At 62.4% G+C, this 22,536-nt stretch carries 18 protein-coding genes and 1 tRNA gene; 12 read left to right on the top strand and 7 right to left on the bottom strand.

The genetic code is table 11. From position 1 onward, the window contains the following. Nucleotides 1–923: 923 nt before the first annotated feature. Nucleotides 924–1,013, bottom strand: a tRNA-Ser gene (locus tag VGL22_RS08200). Between the two features lie 528 nt (nucleotides 1,014–1,541). On the opposite strand from VGL22_RS08200, the gene VGL22_RS08195 reads away from it, so the two are divergent. The 4 genes from VGL22_RS08195 (at nucleotide 1,542) to VGL22_RS08180 (ending at nucleotide 9,287) form a co-directional block, all read left to right on the top strand. Then, nucleotides 1,542–5,462 (top strand): alpha-amylase family protein, encoded by a 3,921-nt coding sequence (locus VGL22_RS08195; RefSeq protein WP_465266418.1) that lies wholly within the window; start codon nucleotides 1,542–1,544, stop codon nucleotides 5,460–5,462. 1,616 nt (nucleotides 5,463–7,078) lie between these two features. Continuing rightward, the gene (locus VGL22_RS08190; protein WP_465266417.1) at nucleotides 7,079–7,873 is read left to right on the top strand and encodes an ABC transporter ATP-binding protein; all 795 of its coding nucleotides are present in this window, start codon (nucleotides 7,079–7,081) and stop codon (nucleotides 7,871–7,873) included. 3 nt (nucleotides 7,874–7,876) lie between these two features. Beyond that, the gene (locus tag VGL22_RS08185) at nucleotides 7,877–8,626 is read left to right on the top strand and encodes an ABC transporter permease (protein ID WP_465266416.1); all 750 of its coding nucleotides are present in this window, start codon (nucleotides 7,877–7,879) and stop codon (nucleotides 8,624–8,626) included. Between the two features lie 76 nt (nucleotides 8,627–8,702). Next, nucleotides 8,703–9,287 (top strand): TetR/AcrR family transcriptional regulator, encoded by a 585-nt coding sequence (locus VGL22_RS08180; RefSeq protein WP_465266415.1) that lies wholly within the window; start codon nucleotides 8,703–8,705, stop codon nucleotides 9,285–9,287. A 167-nt stretch (nucleotides 9,288–9,454) separates the two neighbouring features. Here VGL22_RS08180 and VGL22_RS08175 read toward each other — a convergent pair whose 3' ends face one another. From VGL22_RS08175 to VGL22_RS08165, 3 genes are all read right to left on the bottom strand, one after another. After that, complete coding sequence (locus VGL22_RS08175; protein WP_465266414.1) at nucleotides 9,455–10,324, bottom strand: glycine betaine ABC transporter substrate-binding protein; 870 nt, start codon at nucleotides 10,322–10,324, stop codon at nucleotides 9,455–9,457. A gap of 128 nt (nucleotides 10,325–10,452) precedes the next feature. Then, complete coding sequence (locus VGL22_RS08170; RefSeq protein ID WP_465266413.1) at nucleotides 10,453–11,082, bottom strand: ABC transporter permease; 630 nt, start codon at nucleotides 11,080–11,082, stop codon at nucleotides 10,453–10,455. Then, nucleotides 11,079–11,840, bottom strand: coding sequence for an ATP-binding cassette domain-containing protein (locus VGL22_RS08165; RefSeq protein WP_465266412.1), 762 nt, complete (start codon nucleotides 11,838–11,840; stop codon nucleotides 11,079–11,081). The genes VGL22_RS08170 and VGL22_RS08165 overlap by 4 nt, the downstream gene beginning before the upstream one ends. A gap of 292 nt (nucleotides 11,841–12,132) precedes the next feature. Between VGL22_RS08165 and VGL22_RS08160 the strand changes: the two genes are divergently transcribed. The 4 genes from VGL22_RS08160 to VGL22_RS08145 all read left to right on the top strand — a co-directional run bounded on the left by VGL22_RS08160 (nucleotide 12,133) and on the right by VGL22_RS08145 (nucleotide 16,141). Next, complete coding sequence (locus VGL22_RS08160) at nucleotides 12,133–13,011, top strand: acetyl-CoA carboxylase carboxyltransferase subunit alpha (protein ID WP_465266411.1); 879 nt, start codon at nucleotides 12,133–12,135, stop codon at nucleotides 13,009–13,011. 108 nt (nucleotides 13,012–13,119) lie between these two features. Further along, on the top strand, nucleotides 13,120–14,223 hold the full coding sequence (locus VGL22_RS08155; RefSeq protein WP_465266410.1) for a lysostaphin resistance A-like protein: 1,104 nt from the start codon (nucleotides 13,120–13,122) through the stop codon (nucleotides 14,221–14,223). A gap of 228 nt (nucleotides 14,224–14,451) precedes the next feature. Continuing rightward, nucleotides 14,452–15,768, top strand: a complete 1,317-nt coding sequence (locus tag VGL22_RS08150) for a hypothetical protein (protein WP_465266409.1) — start codon at nucleotides 14,452–14,454, stop codon at nucleotides 15,766–15,768. Nucleotides 15,769–15,961: 193 nt separating this feature from the next. Further along, the gene (locus VGL22_RS08145; RefSeq protein WP_465266408.1) at nucleotides 15,962–16,141 is read left to right on the top strand and encodes an Rcat domain-containing protein; all 180 of its coding nucleotides are present in this window, start codon (nucleotides 15,962–15,964) and stop codon (nucleotides 16,139–16,141) included. 87 nt (nucleotides 16,142–16,228) lie between these two features. Here VGL22_RS08145 and VGL22_RS08140 read toward each other — a convergent pair whose 3' ends face one another. Beyond that, nucleotides 16,229–16,561, bottom strand: coding sequence for a hypothetical protein (locus VGL22_RS08140; RefSeq protein ID WP_465266407.1), 333 nt, complete (start codon nucleotides 16,559–16,561; stop codon nucleotides 16,229–16,231). Nucleotides 16,562–16,697: 136 nt separating this feature from the next. Further along, nucleotides 16,698–17,450: an orotidine-5'-phosphate decarboxylase gene (gene pyrF, locus VGL22_RS08135; RefSeq protein WP_465266406.1), complete on the bottom strand. Its 753-nt coding sequence runs from the start codon at nucleotides 17,448–17,450 to the stop codon at nucleotides 16,698–16,700. A gap of 217 nt (nucleotides 17,451–17,667) precedes the next feature. Here pyrF and VGL22_RS08130 point away from each other — a divergent pair, with 217 nt between their 5' ends. From VGL22_RS08130 to VGL22_RS08115, 4 genes are all read left to right on the top strand, one after another. After that, on the top strand, nucleotides 17,668–18,561 hold the full coding sequence (locus tag VGL22_RS08130; RefSeq protein WP_465266405.1) for an EAL domain-containing protein: 894 nt from the start codon (nucleotides 17,668–17,670) through the stop codon (nucleotides 18,559–18,561). Between the two features lie 152 nt (nucleotides 18,562–18,713). Next, complete coding sequence (locus VGL22_RS08125) at nucleotides 18,714–19,916, top strand: tetratricopeptide repeat protein (protein WP_465266404.1); 1,203 nt, start codon at nucleotides 18,714–18,716, stop codon at nucleotides 19,914–19,916. A gap of 136 nt (nucleotides 19,917–20,052) precedes the next feature. Continuing rightward, nucleotides 20,053–20,397: a PspC domain-containing protein gene (locus VGL22_RS08120; protein WP_465266403.1), complete on the top strand. Its 345-nt coding sequence runs from the start codon at nucleotides 20,053–20,055 to the stop codon at nucleotides 20,395–20,397. Next, nucleotides 20,394–21,227: an alpha/beta fold hydrolase gene (locus tag VGL22_RS08115; protein WP_465266402.1), complete on the top strand. Its 834-nt coding sequence runs from the start codon at nucleotides 20,394–20,396 to the stop codon at nucleotides 21,225–21,227. Before VGL22_RS08120 ends, VGL22_RS08115 begins: the two co-directional genes overlap by 4 nt. 225 nt (nucleotides 21,228–21,452) lie before the next feature. Here the strand turns inward: VGL22_RS08115 and VGL22_RS08110 are convergent, their stop codons facing one another. Beyond that, nucleotides 21,453–22,424: a deoxyhypusine synthase family protein gene (locus VGL22_RS08110; RefSeq protein ID WP_465266401.1), complete on the bottom strand. Its 972-nt coding sequence runs from the start codon at nucleotides 22,422–22,424 to the stop codon at nucleotides 21,453–21,455. Between the last annotated feature and the right edge of the window lie 112 nt (nucleotides 22,425–22,536).

The raw sequence follows: 22,536 nt of genomic DNA, 5'->3' as shown, positions 1-22,536 counted from the left end.
ACCAGCACAAGATCCCAGCGGCGTTACGATAACACCATGCCATACGGCCTGAAGCGGTTCCAGAAAGCCGAAGGCCTTCACTTCATTCCGTTCAGTTGCTTCCACCGTCTCCCGCTCCTTGAAGGGCCGGCGACCAAGGAAACGTTTGAGTTCGTTCTGGAACAGACTCGGTCACGTCACCGGGCCAGGGTTTACGCTTACGTCCTGATGCCTGAACAAATCCCACTACCCCAAAACGTGGCGGGTATATCGCCAAGTAGCTGAGTAAAATGATGAAATTCATTCATATTTGTTCTACCTGAGGGCTTTCTCTTCTACCAGGAGCTCCGCCGCACAGGCTGAGAATTCCTGCGGGGTTTTCCATCCTCCGATCCTACTGCGGAACGGCGGCGATGCGAAGGAGCGAAACACACGCTTCTCGGGAGCAGCGAAATACACTCGGAGCATGTGAGCCAGACCTCGAAGTCTTGAATCGACCCGCTTTGCGGATGTCGATAGATCCCGGCAAACGCCCCAGGGTCCGGTAATGCGCCACACTCTGCAATCGTTCACTCGGAGTTCTCCCGTCGCACAGACAGATCGCTGGACAGGCACAGTACTTCCTTGCATATCCACGACCGCGCCCCGTTATGGACGGGGCCGGGCGAACACATGGCTCACTGGATTCGGCATCTGCACCGTGCTCCCCGGTGGAGCATTCAATCTGTTCCCAGTGGTGATCACCGAGGGTCGGTTTGCCATCCCCGATGGCCGGTTGTACGGTCGCTAATTCCGTTGTCATGCACTCTGCATTTTGTCATGCAAATGTGCATGACAACGCAGAATTGGATGGACAATACAGACAATATGGACAATTGGGATTCAGGCTATGTCCATTTTTTTGTTTTGTTTTGTCAATGGAATCAATAACTTTGAAAAGTGTGTGGCGGAGAGGGGGAGATTCGAACTCCCGGTAGCCTTTCAGCTACGTCCGCTTTCGAGGCGGGTGCATTCAACCACTCTGCCACCTCTCCGCTTGTTGGGACGTTCCCAGTCTAACGGCAATACGATCAACGTGGCAATTCCCGCCCGCCTCTCTGCTCCCCGCCGCCTCGCCCGCCAACCCGCGAGTCCCTCCCAAGCGACCATCTCTCCACAAAACCGCATCCATACCCATTCGATCAGTTTTTTATTCCAGCCCCCGCGCCGGTGCGCCGCCGGGTGGCCAAAACCCGCGAAAGGCCGCCAAAGGCTTGAACAAGAACCAACCCAATTTGTCCCTGTCGCCGTCCGCCCCCCGTGCCGCCCGCCGCATGGTGCGGAAACCGGAGCAGCAGCAAACTCCCAGCACCGTCTGCATGCGGTGGAAAGCGGAAGAGCCGGCAAAGCCGGAGCCGGCGATCAGCGAGCAGCGGCTGCATGCAATGCCCGCACGCAATGCCTTGTCAACTGTTAACCCCGTGGGTCTACGATGGTTAACAGGAATGAACGGGTCGCCGTCTCCTCTACCCCCCGCCCCGTTCCTGAACCGGCAACCTGAGCCTGGGAGCAAGATACCCCCTATGCTGGAATTCCACATCGCACGCACCGCCCGTGAACGCTACCAGTTCCCCGATACGCTCTTCTCCTTCAACGGAAACGTCGTCTTCGCCAACATGGGCGCGTGCCGCGCTTTCGCCTACCGCATGAATCAGGTCCGCGAGGCCGACAAATACCCTGACCGCGCCGTCCACGCAGGTGCGCTCTTCGCCATGGGCCTCATTGACGAGGCCGGCCACGTCCTCCTGCAGCGCTACCGCGAGCAGTACGACACCCAGGTCATGAGCGACGCCCTGCAGTTCTTCGGCGCCCAGGTCGGCCCGGAGCAGTTCGACAAGATGCTCCTCACCTTCGTCGAGCATTTCCCCGGTGCCGCCATCATGCGCGGTGAACAAGATCCACAGCAGTGGCTGGCAGGATCCACCAACGACCGCTCCCACCGCGAAGCCGCGCTCGAAGAATTGCTGATGCTCTGGACCGCCAATCGCAACGAGGCCTTCCAGCCTTTCGCCGAACTGTTTGAAGACAAGCCCCTCGCCGAGCGCACCGTCTACAAGCAAGTCACCCGGCAACTGCCGGAGTATTTCGCCACCCGCCCGCTCGTGCCCCTGCCCGGCGCCGATGCCGTAAGCCTCCTTGAGCTGCTGCGCGCTCCCGCCAGGGGCGCACCCAACTCGCTCCGCGATCAGCTTGAACTCCTCCGCAAGCTCTGGAAGCCCCTTCTCGGCGATGCCATGGATCGTTTCCTCCTCATCGCCGGCGAAATCCTGCGCGAAGAAGAGCTCGCCATCTGGATGCAGTTCAACCCGGACGCAGCCCGCACCCGCGCTGAAGCCGAAGAAGCCGCCCGCCGCCGCCGTGAGCGCGGTGAGCAGCAATGGTCCACCCTCGCCAGCACCGCTGACGTCCCCACCTTCGGCGATCCCCAGCACGAGTACGAAAAGTTCTCGCCCGACACCGCCTGGATGCCCACCACCGTCATGATGGCCAAGAGCACCTGGGTCTGGCTCGCCCAACTCAGCAAAAAATACGATCGCCACATCAAGCACGTCAGCGAGATCCCCGACGAAGAACTCGCCGCCCTCGCCCAGCGCGGCATCAACACCCTCTGGCTCATCGGCATCTGGGAGCGCAGCCGCGCCTCCAAAACCATCAAGCTCCTCTGCGGCAACCAGGACGCCGTCGCCTCCGCTTACTCGCTCTTCGACTATCAGATCGCCTACGATCTCGGCGGCGAGCAGGCCTACACCAACCTCCGCGATCGCGCCTTCCATCACGGCATCCGCCTCGCCAGCGATATGGTGCCCAACCACATGGGCATCGACTCCCCCTGGGTCGTCGAGCATCCTGAGTGGTTCATCTCCCGCTGGGAATCGCCCTATCCCGCTTACACTTTCAACGGCCCCGACCTCTCCGGCGACGGCCGCGTCGAAATCAAAATCGACGACCACTACTTCACCCAGACCGACGCCGCCGTCGTCTTCCGCCGTCGCGACAATCACACCGGCGAAACCCGCTACATCTACCACGGCAACGACGGCACCAGCTTCCCCTGGAACGACACCGCGCAGCTCGACTACCTCAACCCCGCCGTCCGCGAGCAGGTCATTCAGACCATCCTCCACGTCGCCCGCCTCTTCCCCGTCATTCGCTTTGACGCCGCCATGACCCTCGCCAAGCGACACTTCCATCGCCTCTGGTTCCCCGGTCCCGGCTCCAGCGGTGCCATCCCCTCCCGCGCCGAATACGGCATGAGCGACGAAGAATTCAACCGCGCCATGCCCCAGGAATTCTGGCGCGAAGTCGTCGACCGCGTCGCTCAGGAAGTCCCCGGCACGCTCCTCCTCGCCGAAGCCTTCTGGCTCATGGAAGGCTACTTCGTCCGCACCCTCGGCATGCATCGCGTCTATAACTCCGCCTTCATGGTCATGACTCGCGACGAGGACAACGCCAAGTACCGCTCCGTCATCAAGAACACCCTCGAGTTCGATCCCGACATCATGAAGCGTTACGTCAACTTCATGTCGAACCCCGATGAGCGCACCGCCATCGACCAGTACGGCAAAGGCGACAAGGCCTTCGGCGTCACCGTCATGATGGCGACGCTCCCCGGCCTCCCCATGTTCGGCCATGGCCAGATCGAGGGCTTCACTGAAAAATACGGCATGGAGTACCAGCGCCCCCGCTACGACGAATCGCCCGACCAGTGGATGATCGAGCGCCACCAGCGCGAGGTCGCCCCCCTGCTCAAGCGCCGCTGGCTCTTCGCCGAGAGCTACAACTTCCTGCTCTACGACTTCTTCCACGACTCCGGCGCCGTTGACGAGAACGTCTTCGCCTACTCCAACCGCGTCAACGATCAGCGCGCCCTGGTCGTCTACAACAACATCTACGGCTCCACCAGCGGCTCCGTCCGCATGTCGGCCGCTTATGCCGACAAGGGCGCCGGCGGCCTCCGTCAGCGTTCTCTCTGGGAGGGCCTCGGCCTGCAGGACGGCGGTTCCATCCTCGCCTTCCGAGATTCCCTCACCGGCCTCGAGTACCTCCGCCACGCCGGCGAGATCGGCGCCCGCGGCCTGCGCCTCGAACTCCACGCCTACCAGTCCTACGTGTTCCTCGATTGGCGCGAGCTCTACTCCACCGCCGAGAAACCCTGGGCCCGCCTCTGCGATCACCTCTCCGGCCGCGGCGTACCCTCGCTCGACGACGCACTCAGCTACCTCGAACTCCGCCCCGTCCACGAAGCACTGCGCGCCGTCCTCGATCCCGCCCTCGTGCACATGCTCGTCGAAGTGGCGGAAGTGCCCCAGACCCCCGGCGCCGGCCAGCAGAAGAAGCCGGCCCCCAAGGCACAGAGCGCTTTCCTTGAGCGCGTGTGGCACCCCTTCGCTGACCTGCTCACCACCGCCCTGCCGGCCTACGCCAAGGCGAGCGGCACCCGCGCCGGTGTGTATGCGACCCAGCCCGCCTCCTTCGCGCCCGTGCTCCGCAAGCTGCTGCGCTCCGCCACCCGTCTCCCCGCGTGCGAAGATCTGTTCCCCGCGAAGTGGAGTTCTGCCGCCCGCCACGTGCTGCCCAGCGCTCACCCCCCCCTCCCGTCCGCGGCGCTCTGGGGACCGGTGCTCGCTTGGAGCGTTCTGCAGGTGCTCGCTGAAGCCGTCGATCCGGAGAACTGGAATCAGCTCGCCGTCGAACTCTTCGATCGCCTGCGTCTGCGCGAGCCTCTCGCCCAGGCCTTCCATGGCCTCGGCCTCGAAGGGGAAGACGGCTGGCGTGCCGCTGCCCGCGTCAAAACTCTGCTGCTCGTCCAGAGCGGAGCCGGCATGAAACTCAAGTCGGAAGCCACCGCCACCGCACTCCCCGAGTCCGCAAAGCCTGCGCCCGATTCAAAGCAGGAGCCCGTTCAGGCCGCACCCGCTCCTCCAGCGGCCAAAGTCAAAACCCACCTCGCCGCGCACGTACTCGTAGTCCCGCCCGGCCTCTGGGAAGAGCCCGACGTCTGCTGGCTCACCGGCGCGCACCTGTCCGGCGACCACACCTACGTCGTCCGCGAGCCCTACGAGCAGCTGCTCTGGTGGCTGAGCCTGCCGCGCCTGCTGCGCCTCGCCGAGTCCCCGGCCCCGCATCGTGCCGATGCCGCCATGATCCTCGACGACATCAACAAGGCTCTGGTCACCCTCGAGTCCGCGGGCTACAAGCTCGACGAACTCCTCGACCCGGAGCAAGCCGCGGAGAAATCCACGGAAAGCCCCGCCCACGGCGAGATCGGCGCGCGCGACCCTGAGCCGCCCAGCACGCGGACAGCACAAAAAGAAGCTCTGCAGACCGTTCCCAAAACCGGCCCGCAACCCGGCCCCGCTCCTGAAGAACTCGAACCCCAGGAGCCGGTCGCCGCTAAACCCGTCGGCCCCGTCGACCCCGACGGTCCCCCCGAGGAGTACTAGGAAGCCTTCCGTGAATGCGCGCAACTTGCTGGCTTATCGAAAAGCCGGAAGAACAGGCTCTGTAACAGGGCACGACCAGGCTCTGTAACAGGGCACGACTTAAGTAGTCATTGAAAACACGTAAGTTATTGAGTCTGCAACCACAACGCCCTGTCCGCTGAGTATCCGCTGCCCCCAAAACCATGTCATCCAAACCATGTCATCAAAACCAGGTCATCCAAACCATGCCCCCAAAACCATGCCCCCAAAACCATGTCATCAAAACCATGCCCCCAAAACCATGTCATCCTGAACGCAGTGAAGGATCCGCGGTTGTCTTTGGGAATTTCGGGCGGCATTACTTCCGAGTCGGCCACTCAACAACCCTGACCCCGGGAATACTGCGGGACGGCTCGGTTATCTGCCTGTGTCATCGTCCTGGAAGCCACGCAGCGCGGCATCCCACACGCCCTTCCGCAGCCACAAATCTAGCTCCGGGTGTATCACCACCTATGCGGAAGTCTCGGCGCCCGAAGTTATTCGGTGTGAGGCACCCACCTTGTGACCGCCCATAGCACAAATCAGCACAAGAACCGGCATTGAACGGCTTCGTCCATTGTCCGAAAACTTCCGACTTGGCGACCACCCATCCCCAACCACAATGCGGTGTCCGTATCCGCTGCCCCCAAAACCATGTCATCCAAACCATGTCATCAAAACCATGCCCCCAAAACCATGTCATCCAAACCATGTCATCAAAACCATGCCCCCAAAACCATGTCATCAAAACCATGCCCCAAAACCATGTCATCCTGAACGCAGTGAAGGATCCGCGGTTGTCTTTCGGAATTTCGGGCCGGCATTACTTCCGAGTCGGCCACTCAACAACCTGACTCGCTCCGGCTGTATCACCGCCGATGCGGAAGTCTCGGCGCCCGAAGTTATTCGGTGTGAGGCACCCACCTTGTGAACGCCCATAGCACAGAATTAGCACAAAAAACGAGAGGCATTTCTAAGCCATTGATTCTACTAGGCATGCGACCTTATATTTGTAACAGGGCACGACCTCAGTCGTGCCGATGAACGCTCCCGCAAAACACCTGGGCTTCAGCCCCTGCCATGCCCGGCTTGTCACCGATGCCCACCCTGGGATGTGACCGCCAGCACAGCCTCGCAGGCTCATTCTGGTTCATACTTGCTTCGCTCAGCGTATGAATCGTCCTGCACAATCCCGTACCGCATGTCACATCCCGCTCGCCGGAACGCGCAAGTCTGTTAACCAGAAAACTAATAGGGTTTCACCCCCATTCGCTGCAGATAAATCGGCGCAAAATAGGTTGCAACATTATGAAGTAATAGAGTTTATATGCGGATTCCCGGCTCCCTCAAATTTTCGCCCCGAACCCGAAGAGAAAGCGAAAGAATCGCGAAAATGCGCCTCGCTTTTAGCCTGCCAAAAACGCACAATGATTACTAAATACTAACTATCCTCTCCGAATAGGCTGCAACCGCAAAATAAACTCTTCCCAATAACTTTACTCCGTAGTAAAGTTATTCCCGGTAACACTAGAAACCACTCCCACACGTCTCCACAATCCAGAACCCACCACAACCTCTCTCAACAGGAGGGCGGCTTCTTGATTCGCGTCCAAAATCTGGTAAAAACCTTCGGCTCTTTCACCGCGGTGAACGATGTCTCCTTCGACGTCGCCGCGGGAGAGATCTTTGCTTTCCTCGGCCCCAATGGGGCAGGGAAGACCACCACCATCAAAATGCTCACCACCCTGCTGCAGCCCACCGGCGGCAGCATCCAGCTCGACGGCCTCGATCCCCAGACCCACCGCAACGAAGTCCGCAAGCGCTTCGGCATCGTCTTCCAGGATCCCAGCCTCGACGGCGACCTCACCGCCGCGGAGAACATGCAGATCCACGCCGTCCTCTATCACGTCCCGTCCAAAATCGCGAAGCAGCGCACCGAAGAACTGCTCAAGCTCTTCGAACTCTGGGACCGCCGCAACGACCAGGTAAAGAAATTCTCCGGCGGCATGAAGCGCCGTCTCGAAATCGCACGCGGCTTCCTGCATACGCCCAAAATCCTCTTCCTCGACGAGCCCACCCTCGGCCTTGATCCGCAGAGCCGCAATCAGCTCTGGACCATCGTCAAGCGCGTCAATGAGAGCGAGAGCGTCACCGTCATGCTCACCACCCATTACATGGACGAGGCTGACCGCGTCGCCCACCGCATCGGCGTCATCGATCACGGCAAGCTCGTCACCCAGGGCACGCCCGCGGAAATCAAAGCGCAAACCGGCTCGCAGACGCTTGAAGACGCGTTCCTTAAGCTCACCGGCAACACCATTCGCGACGAAAGCGCCAACTCCGCGGACGCCATGCGCCAGTTCGCCAAGATGTGGCAGCAGAACAGGAGATAAACCGTGAATGCCATCTACATTCTCTGGCTGCGTGAGCTCAAGCGCTACAAGCGCTCGCGTGCGCAGATCATCGCTTCCCTTGGCCAGCCCATGCTCTATCTGCTGGTCCTCGGCTTCGGCCTCGGCCCCATCTTCAAACGAGCCGGAGCCGGCAATTACCTCCAGTTCGTCGCGCCCGGCGTCATCGGCATGTCGGTGTTGTTTTCGTCCATCTTCTCCGGCCTCGGCCTCCTCTGGGATCGCCAGTTCGGTTTCCTCAAAGAAACACTTGTCGCTCCCGTCTCCCGCCTCCAGATCATGATCGGCCGCACTCTGGGCGGCGCCACCGTCGCATGCATCCAGGGCATGCTCGTCTTGATCCTCTGCATCCTCTTCGGCTTCCGCCCTGCGAATCTCTCCGCCATTCCAATCGCCATCGGGTTCATGGTTCTCATCGCGCTGCTGTTCGCCGCCCTGGGCATGGCCATCGGCTCAGGCCTTCAGGACATGCAGGGATTTCAGCTCATCATGAACTTCCTCGTCATGCCCATCTACTTCCTCTCCGGCGCCATGTTCCCGCTCACCGGACTGGGCGTTGTCCTCAGCTACGTCACCAGGATCGATCCGCTCGCCTACGGCATCGACGGCATGCGCCACGCCTTCGGATCTCCCAACGTCGCCTTCAACCTCACCCTCGACGCCGCGGTGCTCGTCATCCTCGCCATCGTCCTGCTCATCTTCGGCGCCTGGCGCTTCCACAAAATCGAAATCTGAAGAAAGGCAACCAGCAAACAGAAGTGGGGAATCAGGTTTCCACTCCCTATTCCCTACTCCCTCATCCCTGTCTTTCATGGCTCGCACGCGCAGCACGGAAGTCCATCAACGCATCCTCGAAGCCGCGCTCCGCCTCTTCTCCGAGCGCGGCTTCGAATCCACGTCCATGGACTCCATCGCCCGCGACGCCGGCGTCACCAAGCCCACCCTCTACAACCACTGGACCGACAAAGAAGCCCTGATGATGGAGGTCATGCTCTACGTCAACGGCATTCGCGGCGAACGCGAAGAGTTCGACTCCGGCAGCCTCGTCGACGACCTCGCCTGGGTCCTCACCCGCCGGCCTCCTGACGAATTTGAAGAACTGCGCATGCGCATGATGCCCGGCCTTGTTGCCTACTCGGCCACTCACCCCGCCTTTGGAGCGGCCTGGCGCAACAACATCCTCACCCCCGCCCGTCAGGCCCTCACCAAAGCCCTTGAGCGAGGCATGAAGCGCGGCGAAATCTCCAGGGGATTCGATATGGATGTAGCGCTCTGCCTTCTCCTCGGCCCCATGCTCTACCGCCACATCTTCCACGGCAAAGCAGATCTGGAGATCGAAATCGTAGGCCGCGAAGTCGCCCAAGCCTTCGCCCGCGCCTACATCAACGAGGATTAAAACGACTGATCGTCAGTTCTGGTTCAGCCCACACCCTTCCGTGCCCCATCCTGTCGCCTTTCTTCCGGCGACAGGGTGGGAAACCGCGAACCCATTCCGGCCCACACCTGCATTTGCCTTTGCTTTTCTTTCTGTCATTCCCGCAGGGAATCTGCTTTTCGCGCGCCTCAAAGCCCCTTCCGCGCGCGAAACTCCCGCACCACATCCGCCGGATCGCGATGCTGCCCATCCACAGCCTCATTCATCGCGCGCATATCCTCCGCGCTCACCCGCCCCGCCAGCGTATCCATCGCCACCCGCATCTGCGGCCAGCGTTGTAGCGCCTCATCGCGCACCAGCGGCACGGCCTGGTACGGCGGAAAGTAGTGCCTGTCATCGGCCAGCACCGCAAGCCCCAGCGCCGCAATCGGCCCATCGGTCGAGTTCGCCGCGATCATATCCACCTGGTGCGCGGTCAGCGCGCGATACAACAGCCCCAGGTCCATCGTGCGCGGCGCTCCATCGAACTTCAATCCATACGCGGCGCTCAGCCCCGGCAAACCATCCGGCCTCTGCTCAAACTCGTACCCCACGCCCAGCTTCCACCGCGGTGTAAACCGCGCCGCCTCTGACAGCGTCTTCAGCCCCAGCCGCCGCGCATCGTCGCCGCGGATCACCATCGCAAACGTGTTCTCGAACCCCAGCGGCGGCCCCACCGTCACGTGATCCTTTGCCTCATACAATCGCCTCACCGTGTCCAGCACTCGCTCCGGATCGCGGTCCACCGGCTGCTTCAGAATCGCCGTCAGCGCCGTCCCCGTGTACTCCACATACGCATCGATACGCCCTGAAACCAGCGCCTGGTTTGAGATGTAGCTTCCCGCCAGATAGAACCGCCGCTCCACCTTCAGGTTCGATTTCGCCTCGATCTCCTGCGCCAGCAACTCCCCCAGCACCACCTGCTCGGTGAAGTTCTTCGCCCCCACCACCGGCCGATCCGGCCGCGGCGGCGCACACCCTGTCACTCCCCACAGCAGAGCGAAAACCACAGCCGCCATCCACAGAGTTCCCCAGGAACGGACGCACTTGTCCGCGGCTATTCGAGAACAGGCTTTGTAACAGGGCACGGCTTCAGTCGTGCCGCTGGACCCGATAAGATGCTTCCGGGCTTCAGCCGCTGCGCTCTTCACGCCCGCACCTTGAACCACCGCTCCAGCATTCCGAGTGCCCCATCCGCCGCCAGCGCCAGCAGCGCCGCGGGCACCGCTCCCGCCAGCACCAGCCTGTTATCCACGCTCGCCACACCGCGAAAGATCAACTCGCCCAGACCGCCGGCGCCCACTGCCGCCGCAATCGTCGCAATCCCCACGCACGTCACCGTCGCCGTCCGCAGCCCGGCCAGAATGAACGACGCCGCCAGCGGCATCTCCACCTTGAACAGCCGCTGACGTCCCGTGAGCCCCAGCGCCCGCGCCACCTCCACCACCGCCGGGTCAATCCCGCGAATCCCCGCATACGTGTTGCGCAAAATGGGCAGCAGCGCATACGCCGTCAGCGCCACAATCGCAATCCGCGCCGCGCGTTCCCCTAGCCACGGCAGCGGCAGCAGAAACCCGAACATCGCCAGCGACGGAATCGTCTGCAGCACGTTGGCCATCCCGATCACCGGCCGCGCCCACCCCGGCGCCCTCGTCAGCCAGATTCCCGCCGGCACCGCGATCGCCGCGGCAAACAGCATCGCCGCACCCGTCAGCCACACATGCTCCAGCGTCAGCGTGCCAATCTGCGATCCGTACTGCGCCAGAAATCCTGTCACGACCGCGCCTCCGCCTTGCGCTCTCCGCGATGAAACGCGCCAATGTACGCCACCACCTCGGCCTGCTCTGACCGCACAAACTCCTCCGGCCCCAGATGCGCAACCAGCCTGCCTTCCTGCATCAGCACAATGTGGTCCGCCAGAAACAGCGCCTCATCCAGATCATGCGTCACCAGCAGCACCGTCTTGCGCAGCCGCAACAACAGATTCCGCAGCATGTCCTGCATCTCCGCGCGGGTCAGCGGATCGAGCGCCCCGAACGGCTCATCCATCAGCAACACCGGCGGATCGGCTGCCAGCGCGCGCGCCAGTCCCACCCGCTGCCGCTGCCCGCCCGACAGTTGATGCGGATACCGCCGCCGGAATGTCTCCGGCTCCAGTCCCACCGCAGTGAGCAACTCCCGGCAGCGCGCCTCGCGTTCCGCCCGCGACTTCCCCTCCGCCTCCAGCACTACGCCCACATTCCGCTCCACCGTAAAGTGCGGAAACAGCCCCGTCTCCTGAATCACGTACCCGATCCCGCGCCGCAGAGCAATCAGACCAGCGTCCGTGACCGCCCGGCCGCCCACCCGCACCTCACCACCCGTTGGCGCAATCAGCCGGTTTACCGTCCGCAGCAGCGTCGTCTTGCCTGACCCGCTGCGCCCCAGAATCGCAGTAACCGTCCCTTCCTCCACCCCAAACGACACCGCCTCCAGAATCGCGCGCCCCTCGCGCGTGGCGAACGACACATCGCGGAACTCAATCGCAGCGCTCATCTGGCGGCTCTCACAAAGCAGCGTTCACGCACGTCTGATGCGCGCGTGTCCAAACAGTGTACGAGGCGGTGCCGCCCCTCAGCGTTCGTACGGATAACCCTGCGCTGCTCTCATCCATGCGCTGGTCGCTGCCCGTCGCGCGATATGCGACGGCGTCGGAGAAGCACTGTCGTACCGAAAGGATTAGCCGCCCAACGGCCTTGCCGCTCTTATATTTGTCCCAAGTAGCCTCGCCCCGTAGAATCTTGTGAGAGACGGCTGCCTCCGGGCGTCCGCATCAGTTAAGGTGTCGATGAGCGATCAGCATACTGGCAGTGCAACGCAAGCGCCGGCCGTTTCTGCGGCGTGGGCGAGAATCGAGCGGGCCCGGCATCCCGAACGGCCCTACCCCATGGAGTTCATCGAGCGGATCTTTACCGATTTCAGCGAGATTCACGGGGACCGCGCCTTCGGCGACGACGAGGCCGTGGCCTGCGGCATGGCACGCCTGCCTTCCCCCGAAGGTCCTGACGGCGCATCTGGGCTCGGCGAAGAAGTCATGGTCATCGGCAACCGCAAAGGTGGCACCACCAAAGAGCGCGTCCGCCGCAATTTCGGCATGCCAAACCCTGAAGGCTACCGCAAAGCCCTCCGCTGCATGCGCATCGCGGAAAAGTTCAACCGCCCGGTCATCAGCTTCATTGATCTTCCCGGCGCCTTTCCTGGTCTCGGAGCGGAAGAGCGCGGCCAGGCTGAAGCCATCGCCCGCAACATCCTCGAGATGAGCCGCCTGCGCGTGCCCACCATCTCCGTCATCACCGGCGAAGGCGGCTCCGGTGGAGCGCTCGCGCTGGCCGTGAGCGACCGCGTGCTCATCCTCGAAAACGCGCTCTACTTCGTCATCACTCCTGAGTCCTGCGCAGCCATCATGTGGCGCGACGCCGCACAGAAGCAGCTCGCCGCGGAAGCCATGCGCATCGCCGCACCGGAAGTCGCCCGCCTGGGCTGTGTCGACGAGATCATTCCCGAGCCGCCTGAAGGCGCGCACGCCGATCATCCCGCGGCCGCTGGACAACTCACTAACGCTCTGCGCAGACACCTGGCCGAAATCAAGGCGGTTCCCATTGGCGATCTGGTTGCCGCTCGACAGGCCAAGTTCCGTAAAATGGCCCAGTTCTACACGGAAGGTTAGCCCGTTGCCGCATCTGCAAGCTGAGCGAATCCAGATCGCGCATCGCTCTCGCCAGGGACCCTGTCCGGCGCAGACGCCGAGGGTCGGCCCCCAGGAAGGATCGGCCTGATGACGTCGACTACGGTGCAGGCACACGACAGCCGTCTGCGCGCCTACGGCCTATTTTTCTTCGCCCTTTTCTACTTCTTCCTGGCCCGAGCCCTTGCTCGGCACGGCGCCTTGGGGCTGGTCAGCGCGCAATGGCAGCCTCTTGCCGAGCAGGCCATGCTCGTGTTCCTGCTGCTGCTCGGCTACGCCGGCCTCGGCTTCTCGCTCAACCGGCAGATCCATCCCGTCAGCGCCCAGGGCCTGCCGCGCCGCCCCGGCTATCAGGGAGAATTCGGCCTGGGCCTCGCGCTCGGCTGGTCTGTCGCAGCCCTCTGCGTTCTGGTTATGGCCCTGTTCGGCGGCATCGCTATCGCCGTCTCGCTTTCGCTTTCTTCCTTCGGCTGGCTGCTCATACAAGCCGCCTGGTTCCTTCTCCTGTGCCTCGGAGAGGAAGTCGCCTTTCGCGGATACGCCTTCCAGCGCTTTGCCCGGGCCACCGGACCGGCCGGCGCCCTCTTCGGCTTTTCGCTGCTTTATGCGTTCCTGCAGAGCATGACCCCGGGCGCCACCCGGACCACCTCCACCGTCTCCTTCGTCTTGGCCGTCGTCCTCTCCGTGGCCTACCTCCGCACCCGTGCCCTCTGGGTCAGTTGGGGCCTCAACTTCGGCTGGAAGGCCACGCGCGCCCTCCTCTTCGGCCTCGCCGTCAACGGCGACAACACCCATTCGCCCGTCGTGCAGGGCGACCCCACCGGGTCCTTCTGGCTCACCGGCGGCGGCTTCGGCCTCGAGTCAAGCTGGTTTGCCTTCTTTGCCTTGCTGGTGCTGATCCCGGTGGTCTACCGCGTAACCCGCGAACTCAACTACCGCTACAACACCCCGGAGATCATCCCCGGTGGCATCCCCGTCGACATTGACGCCGCCGCGCGCCGGCAGCACGAGGCCGCCATGGGTCCGGCCGAGCCAGCACCGCAGCCCCTCATCCAGATCGTCCCCCTCAGCGCACCCCTTGCTGCGCCCCCGCTCGCCTCCCGTGCCATTTCCACCAACTCAGCTCCCTCCACCGCGGAGTCGGCGAATCCTTTCGAATCCGAGCCGAAATCAGGCAACGATTCCACCCTGTAGACCCTCAGAGTAAGTACCGTCGCCCGGCGCGTCACGCAGCGTGCAGGTGATTTTTTCCATTCCATCCCTGCCTCACTCGCAAACTCCGTAACCGCTGCACGCCGGGTAAGTCGAACCAGGGGCGTCCGTCTCAGCAGGACCGCAAACCGGCTTGAAGCGAATTTTGAGCTTTGCCCTTGCTTCCCCTGTCGAGAAACGCGCATCCTTGATGGCAACATGGGAGAGCCCATGAAGAGCATGTTGAGCTCCATATCCAATGAAACGCCGTCCCCTATAGTTAAAGCTCGCCCGGGCCGAACCCAGGTTTGGGTACTCGCAGCCACGCTCACAGCCGCGCCTGCCTTTGCCCAGGTCGTCACCATTGACACCCATGGCAACGCCAGCCAGGCCAATGGCACCGTCGACCGCCGCTTCGCACAAGTCCAGCCTACCCATGTCGAGTTGACTAAGGGTGTCCTGCTGACCAAGACCCGCCTCGAGCTCGAACGGCTCCTCCAGTCCGAGCAGGGCTTCGCCATGCGCCCTTTCCCCAAAGGCCACAAAGGCCTCACGCTTGAGGCCAATGGCAAGCTGAGCCCCGCCGGCGAGCCTTATCTCAACATGGTCACCGAGAGCGGCCTGAGCGCCAAGCCCGGCGACCGCCTCGTGATCACCGATATCAAGTTCGAAAAAGACAGAATCACCTTCATGCTGAACGGCGGCCCTGACGCCAAGCACCGCTTCCTGCGCCATATTCAGATCGGCGCCGGCGGCAGCGGGAACACCAGCCCCGTGGTCCAGGATGACGGCCAGGAGCCCCAGGGCGCCCGTCTCACCCTCACCTTCAAAGACCACGTCCCTGAAATGACCGGCAAGGACGTCAAAGCCCTGCTGGCCCCGCTGATCTCCTTTGACGTCAAGACCCCGATCCAGGCCTACACGGACACGCTGCCGCCCAAGCTCAAAGAAGCCATTCTCAACCATCACGTCATGGTGGGGATGACCACCGACATGGTGGTGTTCGCCATCGGCCGCCCCGATCAGAAGATTCGCGAAACCGAGGGCCAGATGCCCTACGAGGAATGGATCTACGGCAAGTCTCCCGACCCGGTCCAGTTCGTCCGCATCAACGGCAACCGCGTCATTCGCGTCGAGCTCGCTGCCGTCGGCAAAGCGCCTCAGATCTGGGAAAAGGACGAAGTCGAAGGCCTGATGCGCACCGACGGCACCCCGCTCGCGCCCGAGGCCCAGCCACGCACCGTCGCCCTCGGCGATGTTGTTCGCAACCCTGACACCCAGGCCGCGGAAGCCCCACCCAGCCTCCGTAAAGATGGCGAGGCCCTGCCCCAGGACGATCCGCGCAACCAGAGCGCCGGCGCCATGAAGCCGGTCCAGTTCCCCAAGCAACAGCCGGACGATTATCCCGACGCCTCCAAACTTCCGAGGAATCCTCAGCAGCAGGACGACTCGGACGTCCCAGTCGATAACCCGGCCCCCAAGCCCGCCGACACTCAGAAGCCAGCCAAGCCGCCGGCCGCTCCCCAGGACCATCCAACCGCGAACTAATCCAGCCTTCATGTAAACTGGAGGGAGCGAGTCCGCTCCCTCCCGGCAATACCTGCGACAAGAGACGAGCATCTGACCGCGCCGTTGAAGCCGGATCACTCTGACCTGTGCGCGAAGCCTTCCCGGAAGATGGCCCGCCACAGGTGGTGCCCTGTGAGCAGAGACAATCCCGAGAAGGAGATTCACCCTAGCCATGGCAAAGATTGCTAAAACAGGTGACCGTCAAAAGGTCATGGATACGACCAAATCGACCGACTGCCCCAAGTGCAGCAAGCCCACGCGCATCGTCAAGCGCGTTAAGGACCGCGAGCGCGGCATTCCCGGCGGCGTTTACATTTCCTGCTCCGCCTGCGATTTCTTCGAAAAGCTCTAACCGAAGATCGAAGTCCGCAAACAGCAAGAGCCCGGCTGCGGCCGGGCTCTTGCTGTTTGATTCACGGCAGTTTTGGCTGCGCGCAGGCTAGTTCACATTCGCGGCAGCGCCCTTGGACGCCTTCAACAGCTCATAAAAACACTCGTCGATCTCATCCGCCCACTTGGCCTCTATGGGATTCCCGGTCAGCTCATCCACAACCCGCACATCTTCGCGCATCATGCTGACCAGCACGCTGAGCTGATCTGAGAACGCCAGAATGCGCGAAAGGGAATTGAACGCCGCTCGCGAGGGCTCATCCTGAACCGGAAGGTTACAGTGCAATTCCGTCGCGTCCTGGCTGAATTGCGCGAACTGCTCGTAGAACGTCTGGAACTTCTGCAGCAACGGGGAAACGATCTCGGCGTGATCAATAATCATGCGGCCCTCGCAGGGATTCTGGACTGAAAAGGAGCGTACCTCCATCGCACCACCGCTGATGTGACGAACGTCACGCCGCATTGCCCAGGGCGAAACGGATTGGTGATTTTGTTTACAAGACGCCCTGAAGCACCCACTATAAAACCGACGCCATTTCCGTCAAAATCGACTCGGCCGCCTTTGCCGGATCGGCAGCTTGGGTAATGGGCCTGCCCACCACCAGGTAGCTGGCACCCCGACGCAGAGCGTCAGCCGGCGTGGCAATGCGCTTCTGGTCGCCCACCGCGTCTCCCGCTGGCCGTATGCCGGGGATTACCAGCGTGCCGGCCGGTCCTGTGATGGCCCGCAGAGCACCCACTTCCTGTGGCGAGCAAACGAACCCGCTGATCCCGCAATCCAGTCCCATACGCGCCAGCAGTTCCACCTGCTCGGCCGGCGAGCGCTGCACTCCGGCAGCTTTGAGCTGCATTTCATCCATGCTGGTGAGCACCGTAACAGCCAGCAACTGCGGCGGATTTGCCACCCCGGTCAGTGCCTCCTGTGCCGCGCTCAGCATCGCCGGGCCACCGCCGGCGTGCACCGTCAACATCTTCGCCCCCAGCCCCGCCGCGGAGCGAACAGCGCCTGCCACGGTGTTGGGGATATCGTGCAGCTTCAGGTCGAGAAACACCGAGTAGCCGCGGCGGAGGATTGGCTCCAGCACAGCCGGCCCTGCGCCCACAAATAGCTCCAACCCCACTTTGAACCATGCGCAGGTGTCGTCCAGGCGGTCCACGAGCAGGGAAGCGGCGCGCGCATCCGGCACGTCAAGAGCTACGATCAGGCGTTCGCGCGGGTCGGCAATCGAACGCGCGGCGCCGGTTGCGGAGCTACTCTGCAGCGGTTGCATACCTTCATGTTAGTTCACTATCGCCCCCCATTTCCATGGTTCCTAATGCCCCCGCGGGCAGAACCAATTCCCCGGAAAAATCCCGCCGGTGGTCTCTTCCTGCAGTTCTATCTCTCCAGATTCCCATCCCGCGCCGCCATTCCCAATTGCAATGCGCCTCCCCAGAGACGTGTTCTGAATCACACACTCCCGCGAAAACCAGGCCTACACTTCAGCAATGCAAGTCTCGGCGCCCAAGGTTCGCACCGCCGTTGAGAACGACCAGATCGTTCCGGTTTTCCAGCCCATCGTCAGCCTCGAAACCGGCCTCGTCTCCGGATTTGAAGTCCTCACGCGCTGGAAGCATCCCCGGCAGGGCCTTATCCTTCCCACAAATTTCATTGAGCTCGCTGAACAGCAGGGGCTCATCGACCTTCTCACCGACAAGATTCTGCACACCGCCTTCATCGTCGCGCGGGCGGCTGCCCCCGACAGCATGCTCAGCGTAAACATCTCTCCAATTCAACTGCGCAACCGGCTCTTACCGGGACGAGTCCGCGCATTGTGCCGGGAGACTCGTTGGCCTGTCGAGCAGCTCACGATCGAAATCACTGAGACCGCGATCATCGATAACCTCGACATGGCTTCCCGCGTGGCGGCGGACCTGAAATCCATGGGGTGCCGGCTGGCGGTGGATGACTTTGGCACGGGATATTCCAGCCTCCTCCATCTCCAGTCTCTGCCTTTTGACGAGTTGAAGGTGGACCGCGAGTTTGTGCGCGAAATGCCTCACAAGCGCGAAAGCCGAAAGATTGTCGGTGCGGTGCTCGATCTGGCCCGCAGCCTCGATCTGCTTACCGTGGCGGAAGGAGTGGAGAACGAAGAGCAATGCGAGATGTTGTTCCGTCTCGGCTGCCAATTCGGCCAGGGATGGCTCTATGGAAAGGCGATGCCGGCTATCCAGCTTCCCAGGTTTACCCAATGCCCGACCCTCTGCAACTGTGCAACGTTCCGTGCTCGCGATGTCGAGCAGGAGGAACACATTGAACTTGCCGTCTCAACTCCGGCGGCTCAGCTCAAAGCAGTCTATGACAGTGGAATGGACTGTGTGCTGGAACCCACAAACCCATGAGGGCCGGCCCGTGCTGTCGCATTACCGCTGTTAATTAAAGCTCCAGTGCCGGGTCCCAGGGCACGTTGCGATGGGGGCGGGGTGTCTTAGAATCAAACCAGGCCCTCCTCTCTTCTCACGGCCGTGCGGGGAGTTCGCCACGGAGAGTTCCGTTGAGGATATGCCGCAGTACCTGGCTGGCTCTGTTGCTCGCCGCCTCCCTGTACAGCGCCCGGGCGCAGGTCCGCACCAATCCTCTCAACCTCGATCCGCTGGTCAGAGAAGCTCAAGAGCATTTCTACGACCTTGACTATCCCGGCGCTATCGAGCGCTTCGAGCGCGTACACCAGGCCCATCCTGGCGATCCCCAGGCCACCGCTCTCCTGCTGGATGCCGAGGTGTTCCAGGAGCTCTATCGGCAGGACCTGCTGGATACCACTTTTTATGCCAATGACGGCTTCCTGACCGGCCACCATGCCACCCGGGAAGACCTTTCCGCCCGCGACCGGTTGTTCGCGCTGGCGGATGAAGCAGTACGTGAAGCTGATGCTCGCATCTCTCACAATGCAAACGATATCGACGCTCTGTACGCGCGCGGCTGGGCGCGCAGCCTGCGCTGCGCTTACATCGCCATGGTGGAGCGCGGATTCGGCAGCGGTTTTCGGCTGGCTACCAAGGCTCGAGACGATGAGCAGAAGGTGCTGCAGGCAGACGCTAACTACGTGGACGCCAAGCTGGTCGTCGGCGTGTATGAATACGTGGTCGGAGCTCTGCCCGGACCGTTCAAGTTCTTTATTGGGTTTGCCGGCATAAGTGGCTCAAAGAAAACGGGTATGGCGATGTTGCGCGACGTTGCTCATCGCGGTGTGGCCAGCTCCGTTGAAGCACGCACCGTGACAGCGCTCTTTCTTCGGCGCGAAGGGAAATACAGCGAGGCCATCGAGGTGGTGAAGACGCTGGAGGCGCAATATCCGCGCAACTATCTCTTCGCGCTGGAGGAGGCCAATCTGCGCAAGGATGCGGGTGAAGGGATGGCAGCTGTCGAGGCCTACCGGCGCATCGTGGCGAATATCGAGAGGTCTGATTATTACGCCTCCGTCCGTCCCGAACTGCTGTACTTCGGCTTGGGCGATGCTCTGCGAGGACAGCGGCATTTCAGCGAGGCGGCTCAAGCGTATGAGCAGGCCGGCTTTGCGCAGAATGTTGGCCCGGAACTGAAGGTGCGGTCGATGCTGGCGGCGGGGCAGTGCCGCGACCTGAACGGGGAACGCGACCAGGCGCGCCGCGATTACCAGATGGCCATCGATGCCGGCCCGTCCACCTCGCGGGCCGACCAGGCACGCAAGTTTCTCAAGTCTCCCTACTCAGGCGCCTGAGAGGGCTGTCACATCGGCAGTCCGGTTGATGCGACGGAAGCTGCCATAGACGCGGCCGGCCGTCCCGCCCCAGAATGGAACCGTACCTCTTCCCGTTCCGTATGAATGGCTGAGGATTCGAGGGAGGTCCGATCCAATGGCTGTCTTTTGTCATCGATGTGGAACGGGGTTGCCGGCAACCGCCCGGTTCTGCTCCAACTGCGGCGCGACGGTGCTGGTGTCGCCGCCCATGCCCGGCCGGCCGCTGATGCGCCCGATCCTGGGTCGCCAGGTTGCGGGTGTGTGCCTGGCGCTGGCTCGCTCAAACGGCTGGGATGTAGGGCTCATCCGCATTCTGACCGTCATCGGGTTCTGCTTCTCTGTCGGCTTTGTAGGGGTGGCGTATCTGGCCGGCTGGATCGGGATACCTGAGGAGCCGATGCCAATTCCGGGACCCATGACCAGCCCCTTTTCCGGTCCAAACGCGCCTCCGAATCTATGAGCCAGACCTACCGCTCCGCAGGCGCAGCGCTGCACTACGTCGACGAAGGCCGGGGTACGCCCGTGGTCTTGCTGCATCCCACGCCGCTCGACCACCATTACTGGCGGCCCATGCTGGATGAATGGAGAGACGCCGGAATTCGGGCTGTTCTCCCGGACTTTCGCGGTCATGGCGCTTCCGAGCTTGGCAAGAACCTTCCCGTCGGCGGGTTTTCGCGGGCGCCTGATGCGCCGGTTCTTGCGATGGACCAGCTCGCCCGCGACGTGTTGACCCTTCTCGATGAATTGTCAGTGGAAAGCGCCCTCTTCGCCGGCTGTTCCATCGGCGGCTATGTGCTGCTGGAGCTGTGGCGGCAGGCCCCGCAGCGCATGCGCGGCATGGCGTTTGTCTGCTCCAAGCCGCAGCCGGATGGCGAACCTGCCTTACAAAAGCGCGCCGAGAACATCGCCAAGGTGCGGGCGGAAGGTGTGAAAGGCTTCTTCGACACGATGGCCAATACGCTGCCGGGCGCCACGTCGCGTGGCAGGCGGCCGGCGCTCGCCGCGGAAGTGCGGGGAAGAATGGTGTTGTCGCCCGAGGCTGTGGTTGCGGTGCAGGCGGGGCTGGCGGTGCGGCCGGATTCCGTGTCGACCGTGAGCACCATCAGCGTGCCGCTGCTGTCGATCGCCGGCGGCGAAGACGGAAGTGTGTCGGCGGCGGATATGGAAGCGTTCTCGGCTGCGCCGGGAGGATGCACCTCGCACGTCATTGCGGATGCGGGCCATCTGGCGGCGTCTGAGCAGCCGGTGACGGTGGCGAGATTGTTCAGGGAGTGGATAGAGAAGATCTAAAAACAGCGATCAGCCGTCAGCCCGCTGGGTGTAGCCGAGGTTCGTGACGGGAATGCGTCGATGGCTTGGACGATGTCCTTCCTGAAATCGCGGGGATGGCTGGTGGTGAAGCGGACTCGGCGGATGCAGGGTGGTTCCCCACCCTGTCGCCAGAAGAAAGGCGACAGGAGGGGGCCGAAACTCTTGCGCACTCGCGGTTAGCCCCACCCCGGGTGGGGCAGGTGATTACCAGCCGAGGACGTAGGCGAAGATGAGCGGCGCGACGATGGACGCGTCCGATTCCACGATGAACTTGGGCGTCTTCTCCCCCAGCTTGCCCCAGGTGATCTTCTCGTTCGGGACGGCGCCGGAGTAGGAGCCGTAGCTGGTGGTGGAGTCCGATATCTGGCAGAAGTAGCCCCACAGCGGCACGTTGTTGCGCTGCAGGTCCTGGTGCAGCATGGGGACCACGCAGATGGGGAAGTCGCCTGCAATGCCGCCCCCGATCTGGAAGAATCCCAGCGAGGCCTGCGCGGTGAGGCTGGTGTACCACTCCGCCAGCTCCATCATGTACTCGATGCCGGTGCGCACGCTATGCACGTTTTTCACGTCGCCGGAGATGCAGTGGCCGGCGAACATATTGCCCAGGGTGGCGTCTTCCCAGCCGGGCACAAACATGGGCAGGTTTTTCTTCGCCGCCGCCAGCAGCCAACTGTCCTTGGGATCGATCTGGTAGCTCTTCTCCAGCACGCCTGAAAGCAGAATTTTGTACATGAACTCGTGCGGGAAGTAGCGTTCCCCGGCCTGGTCAGCCTTGACCCATTCCTGCAGAACTTCGTTTTCGATGCGCCGCATGGCCTCCATCTCGGGGATGCAGGTATCGGTAACGCGGTTCATGTGCCTGGAGAGCAGCGCGGCTTCGTCGGCCGGCGTGAGATCGCGGTAGTGCGAGACACGTTCGTAAAAGTCGTGAGCGACGAGGTTGAAGACGTCCTCTTCCAGGTTGGCGCCGGTGCAGCAGATGCCGTGGATTTTGTCCTGGCGGATCATCTCGGCAAGCGAGAGGCCGAGCTCAGCCGTGCTCATCGCGCCGGCAATGGTGACGAACATCTTGCCGCCGTTGTTCAGGTGGTCGACGTATCCCTGTGCGGCGTCTACCAGGGCTGCGGCGTTGAAATGGCGATAGTGGTGCTTGATGAATTTTGTGATTTCAGACATGGCGTTTCCTCGCTCTCGTGGAGCTTTCTGGAGTTGATCTGTACCGGAAGGTCCCCCGCGGATTGTCCACCCTCACGCGAGAGGCAGTGGGCGCGACCAATGAGGGCGCGCC

Origin of the sequence: Occallatibacter sp., assembly GCF_036502485.1 — a bacterium.
Lineage (GTDB): Bacteria > Acidobacteriota > Terriglobia > Terriglobales > Acidobacteriaceae > Telmatobacter.
Note: the sequence above shows the minus strand (reverse complement) of the source record. Positions and strands in the feature narration are given on the sequence as shown.

Bases quoted from the DNA above. Each gene is read 5' to 3' on its own strand.
- VGL22_RS08195 (WP_465266418.1), top strand. From the start codon at position 1,542: ATGCTGGAATTCCACATCGCACGCACCGCCCGTGAACGCTACCAGTTC.
- VGL22_RS08180 (WP_465266415.1), top strand. From the start codon at position 8,703: ATGGCTCGCACGCGCAGCACGGAAGTCCATCAACGCATCCTCGAAGCC.
- VGL22_RS08175 (WP_465266414.1), bottom strand. From the start codon at position 10,324: ATGGCGGCTGTGGTTTTCGCTCTGCTGTGGGGAGTGACAGGGTGTGCG.
- VGL22_RS08165 (WP_465266412.1), bottom strand. From the start codon at position 11,840: ATGAGCGCTGCGATTGAGTTCCGCGATGTGTCGTTCGCCACGCGCGAG.
- VGL22_RS08160 (WP_465266411.1), top strand. From the start codon at position 12,133: ATGAGCGATCAGCATACTGGCAGTGCAACGCAAGCGCCGGCCGTTTCT.
- VGL22_RS08155 (WP_465266410.1), top strand. From the start codon at position 13,120: ATGACGTCGACTACGGTGCAGGCACACGACAGCCGTCTGCGCGCCTAC.
- VGL22_RS08150 (WP_465266409.1), top strand. From the start codon at position 14,452: ATGAAGAGCATGTTGAGCTCCATATCCAATGAAACGCCGTCCCCTATA.
- VGL22_RS08145 (WP_465266408.1), top strand. From the start codon at position 15,962: ATGGCAAAGATTGCTAAAACAGGTGACCGTCAAAAGGTCATGGATACG.
- VGL22_RS08140 (WP_465266407.1), bottom strand. From the start codon at position 16,561: ATGATTATTGATCACGCCGAGATCGTTTCCCCGTTGCTGCAGAAGTTC.
- pyrF (WP_465266406.1), bottom strand. From the start codon at position 17,450: ATGCAACCGCTGCAGAGTAGCTCCGCAACCGGCGCCGCGCGTTCGATT.
- VGL22_RS08130 (WP_465266405.1), top strand. From the start codon at position 17,668: ATGCAAGTCTCGGCGCCCAAGGTTCGCACCGCCGTTGAGAACGACCAG.
- VGL22_RS08120 (WP_465266403.1), top strand. From the start codon at position 20,053: ATGGCTGTCTTTTGTCATCGATGTGGAACGGGGTTGCCGGCAACCGCC.
- VGL22_RS08115 (WP_465266402.1), top strand. From the start codon at position 20,394: ATGAGCCAGACCTACCGCTCCGCAGGCGCAGCGCTGCACTACGTCGAC.
- VGL22_RS08110 (WP_465266401.1), bottom strand. From the start codon at position 22,424: ATGTCTGAAATCACAAAATTCATCAAGCACCACTATCGCCATTTCAAC.